The sequence below is a fragment of the Actinomadura sp. HBU206391 genome (genome assembly GCF_014323665.1).
Taxonomy (GTDB): Bacteria; Actinomycetota; Actinomycetes; order Streptosporangiales; family Streptosporangiaceae; genus Actinomadura_C.
Genome location: NZ_JABVEB010000410.1, coordinates 1 through 3,649, shown reverse-complemented (window position 1 = coordinate 3,649; position 3,649 = coordinate 1). Strand labels below are relative to the sequence as shown.

Annotated in this window: 3 protein-coding genes; all 3 read left to right on the top strand. The window is 72.8% G+C overall.

The annotated features are described in order from the left end of the window. The first annotated feature begins 192 nt into the window (after positions 1 to 192). Positions 193 to 1,086 (top strand): AAA family ATPase, encoded by an 894-nt coding sequence (locus tag HKK72_RS37435; protein WP_410050385.1) that lies wholly within the window; start codon positions 193 to 195, stop codon positions 1,084 to 1,086. 91 nt (positions 1,087 to 1,177) lie between these two features. Then, a complete protein-coding gene (locus HKK72_RS37430; protein ID WP_261987571.1) occupies positions 1,178 to 2,320 on the top strand; it encodes a vWA domain-containing protein in 1,143 nt (380 codons plus the stop codon). Then, positions 2,313 to 3,437 (top strand): XdhC family protein, encoded by a 1,125-nt coding sequence (locus HKK72_RS37425; RefSeq protein WP_187239128.1) that lies wholly within the window; start codon positions 2,313 to 2,315, stop codon positions 3,435 to 3,437. Before HKK72_RS37430 ends, HKK72_RS37425 begins: the two co-directional genes overlap by 8 nt. Positions 3,438 to 3,649: the final 212 nt, after the last annotated feature.

Sequence of the window (3,649 nt, the reverse complement as noted above, 5' to 3'; positions counted from 1 at the left end):
ACGCGTTCGTACGTCGCCTCGTCGGTGAGGTCGTCGTCCATGGCACCGATCGTGTGGGCGATTCTCGATAAAGTCAACTGTAATTGTGGAGTTTCCAAACTCTCGGCCGGAGCGGACCACCCGCTCGGGAATCACTCTGTGATCACCAGTGGCGATCGCGGCACGGCTGAGTAACCTGAGGCTGTGACCCAGATCGCCGCGACCCGGGCGGATGACATCAATTCGCCGCGCAGGCTCATCGAGCTTCTGGCCCGACACGCCTACCTGGCAGATGAGGGCCTGGCGGCCGCGGCCTACCTCGCACTGCGGATGCGGCGCCCGCTGTTCCTGGAGGGAGAGGCGGGGGTCGGCAAGACCGCGCTGGCCCGGACCCTCGCCGAGGTGCTGGGCGCACCGTTGATCCGCCTGCAGTGCTACGAGGGCCTCGACGCGGCACAGGCACTGTACGACTGGGACTTCCCGCGCCAGCTGTTGCACCTGCGGGCGGCCGAGGCGGCGGGCACCACCGACGTGGCCAGGCTCGAGTCGGAGCTGTACGACCGGCGCTTCCTGCTCGCCCGGCCGCTGCTGCAGGCGCTCGAGACGACGCCGAGCGTACTGCTGGTCGACGAGGTCGACCGGGCCGACGACGAGTTCGAGGCCTTCCTGCTGGAGGTGCTCTCGGACTTCACGATCTCGATTCCCGAGCTCGGAACGATCCACGCAGAAGAGCCGCCGGTCGTCGTGGTGACCTCCAACCGCACCCGTGAGGTGCATGACGCGCTGAAACGCCGCTGCCTCTACCACTGGCTCGAGCACCCGTCCTTCGACCGCGAGGTGGCCATCATCCGCCGCCGGCTGCCGGACGCCACCGAGCGGCTGGCCCGCCAGGTCGCCCGGGCCGCGCAGCGCCTGCGCGGCGAGGACCTGCTGAAGCCGCCCGGCGTCGCCGAGAGCCTCGACTGGACCGAGGCGCTGGTCACGCTCGGGCTCCGTGACCTCGAGCCCGACACGGCCGCCATGACGCTCGGCGCCGTGCTGAAGTACCGCGAGGACCAGGAACACGTGGTCCGGCGCGGTCTCGACGCGCTCCTCGACGGGCACTGACCGTGGGCGGGGGCTGACCATGATTGGGCGCGGGCCGGGCGAGCCGAGAGGCGGTCCGGCGCGTCCGGGTGCGGGCGATGTGATCGCCACGATGACCGGTTTCGCCCGCACGCTGCGGGCGGCCGGGGTCGACGCCGGCCCGGAGCGGCTGCAGGCCATGGTCACCGCTCTCGACCACCTGAACGTCCTCGATCCCCATGACGTCTACTGGGCCGGACGGCTGACGCTGTGCGCCGACCCCGGCGACCTGTCGCGTTACGACCGGTGCTTCGCGGCCTACTTCTCCGGCCAGACGGCGCGGCCGGGCCGCCCCGCCCCTCCGACCGTGATCATCCGGCACGTCGCGGTGCCGGTCTCGGCGTCGGGGGATCGGGACACAGAGGACGAGGAGCCCGCCGACGACGTCCAGACGGCGACGGCGAGCGCGGTCGAGGTGCTGCGGCACCGGGACGTCGCCGGGCTGAGCCCGGCCGAGCGGGCTGAGGTCAACCGGCTGATCGCCCTGCTCGACGCCTCCACCGAGCTGCGCCGGTCCAGGCGGCTCACGCCGGCGTCGTCCGGGCGGCTCGACCAGGCCCGGACGATCCGTACGGTGCTGCGGCGGGGTGGCGAGATCACCCGGCTGCACCACCGGGCGCACCGGCGCAAGCCGCGCCGTGTCGTGTTGCTGATCGACGTCAGCGGCTCGATGAGCCCGTACGCCGACGCGCTCCTGCGGTTCGGCCACGCGGCGCTGCGGTCGGGCACGCGCACCACCGAGGTCTTCAGCGTGGGGACCCGCCTGACCCGGCTCACCCGCGAGCTGCGGCACCGCGTCCCGGACGCCGCGATGGTCGCCGCGTCGGCCGCGATCCCGGACTGGAGCGGCGGCACGCGGCTCGGTGAGGAGCTCAAGGAGTTCCTCGACCGGTTCGGCCAGCGGGGCATGGCGCGCGGCGCGATCGTGCTGATCGCCTCGGACGGGTGGGAGCGGGGTGACGCAGGTCTGCTCGGCGAGCAGATGGCGCGGTTGCACCGCCTGGCGCACCGGGTCGTGTGGGCCAACCCGCACAAGGCACGACCGGGCTACGAACCGCTCACCGGCGGGATGGTCGCGGCCCTCCCGCACATCGACGACTTCGTCGCCGGCCACAGTGCCGACGCGCTGGCGGAGCTGGCGGAGGTGATCGGGGCGGTGCGCCGCCGCAGCCCGATCACCGCAGCGGGGCGAGAAGAGAGGAACCGCGGTGCGTGACGTTCTGAACGCCATTTCGAAGTGGTACGAGGCCGGTGAGACCTTCGGGCTCGCCACTGTGGTCAACACCTTCCGCAGTGCCCCGCGACCGCCGGGCGCGGCGATGGCGGTGTCCGCGGACGGCGAGGTCGTCGGCAGTGTGTCAGGCGGCTGCGTCGAGGGAGCGGTGTACGATCTGGCGCGCTCGGTGATCGAATCGGGCGAGGCGGTCGTGCAGCGTTACGGCGTGAGTGACGACGACGCCTTCGCGGTCGGCCTCACGTGCGGCGGCATCCTCGACATCCTGGTCGAGCCGGTCGACGCCTCGACCTTCCCCGAGTTCGCCGAGGTCGCGCGCGCCATCAAGCGTGGATCGGCTGTCGCGGTGGCCTCGGTCACCGCCGGGCCCGGCGCGATCGGCGCGCGCCGGGTCGTCTGGCCCGACCGCGCGTCCGGCTCGCTGGCGCCGGGCCGGTCGTACGCGGACCGGCTCGACGCGGCGGCCGACGACGACGTCCGCGGAATGCTGGCGCAGGGCCTCACCGGGCAGCGGCACTACGGGCCGAAGGGGGAGCGGCGGCTCGACGAGCTCGCCGTGTTCGTCCACTCCTTCGCGCCGCCGCCGCGGCTGCTGGTGTTCGGGGCCATCGACTTCGCCGCCGCGGTGGCGCGGGTCGGCAAGTTCCTCGGTTATCACGTGACCGTATGCGACGCACGCCCCGTCTTCGCGACCACCAAGCGCTTCCCGGAGGCCGACGAGGTCGTGGTGAAGTGGCCGCACCGGTTCCTCGCCGACGTCCAGGTGGACGAGCGCACGGTCATCTGCGTGCTCACCCACGACCCCAAGTTCGACGTGCCCCTGCTCGAGCTCGCACTGCGCACCCCGGCGGGCTACATCGGCGCCATGGGCTCGCGGCGCACCCACGAGGACCGGCTGGACCGGCTCCGGGAGGCCGGGCTGACCGAGGAGGAGCTCGCGCGGCTCCGCTCGCCGATCGGGCTCGACCTCGGTGCGCGGACCCCCGAGGAGACCGCGGTGTCCATCGCCGCCGAGCTGATTCAGCTCCGCTGGGGCGGCTCCGGCCGCCCGCTCGCCACCACCGAGGGCCGCATCCACCGCGAGCCCGCCGGGGGCTGAGCGCCCTCGCCCGCAGGGAGGGCATCATTCGGTGTCCGCTCAGTCGGAGACCGAAACGCGGGTGCGGTGGTGCCGTGGCGTCTCGATCTCGTCGAGAACCGCGACGGCCAGGTCGGCGTACGACAGGTGCGCCGAGACCGGCTCGGGCGGCGTGTCCCCACCGACGCGGTAGCGGCCGGTCCTCGGGCCCGCCGGATCCAAGAGGGCCGGCG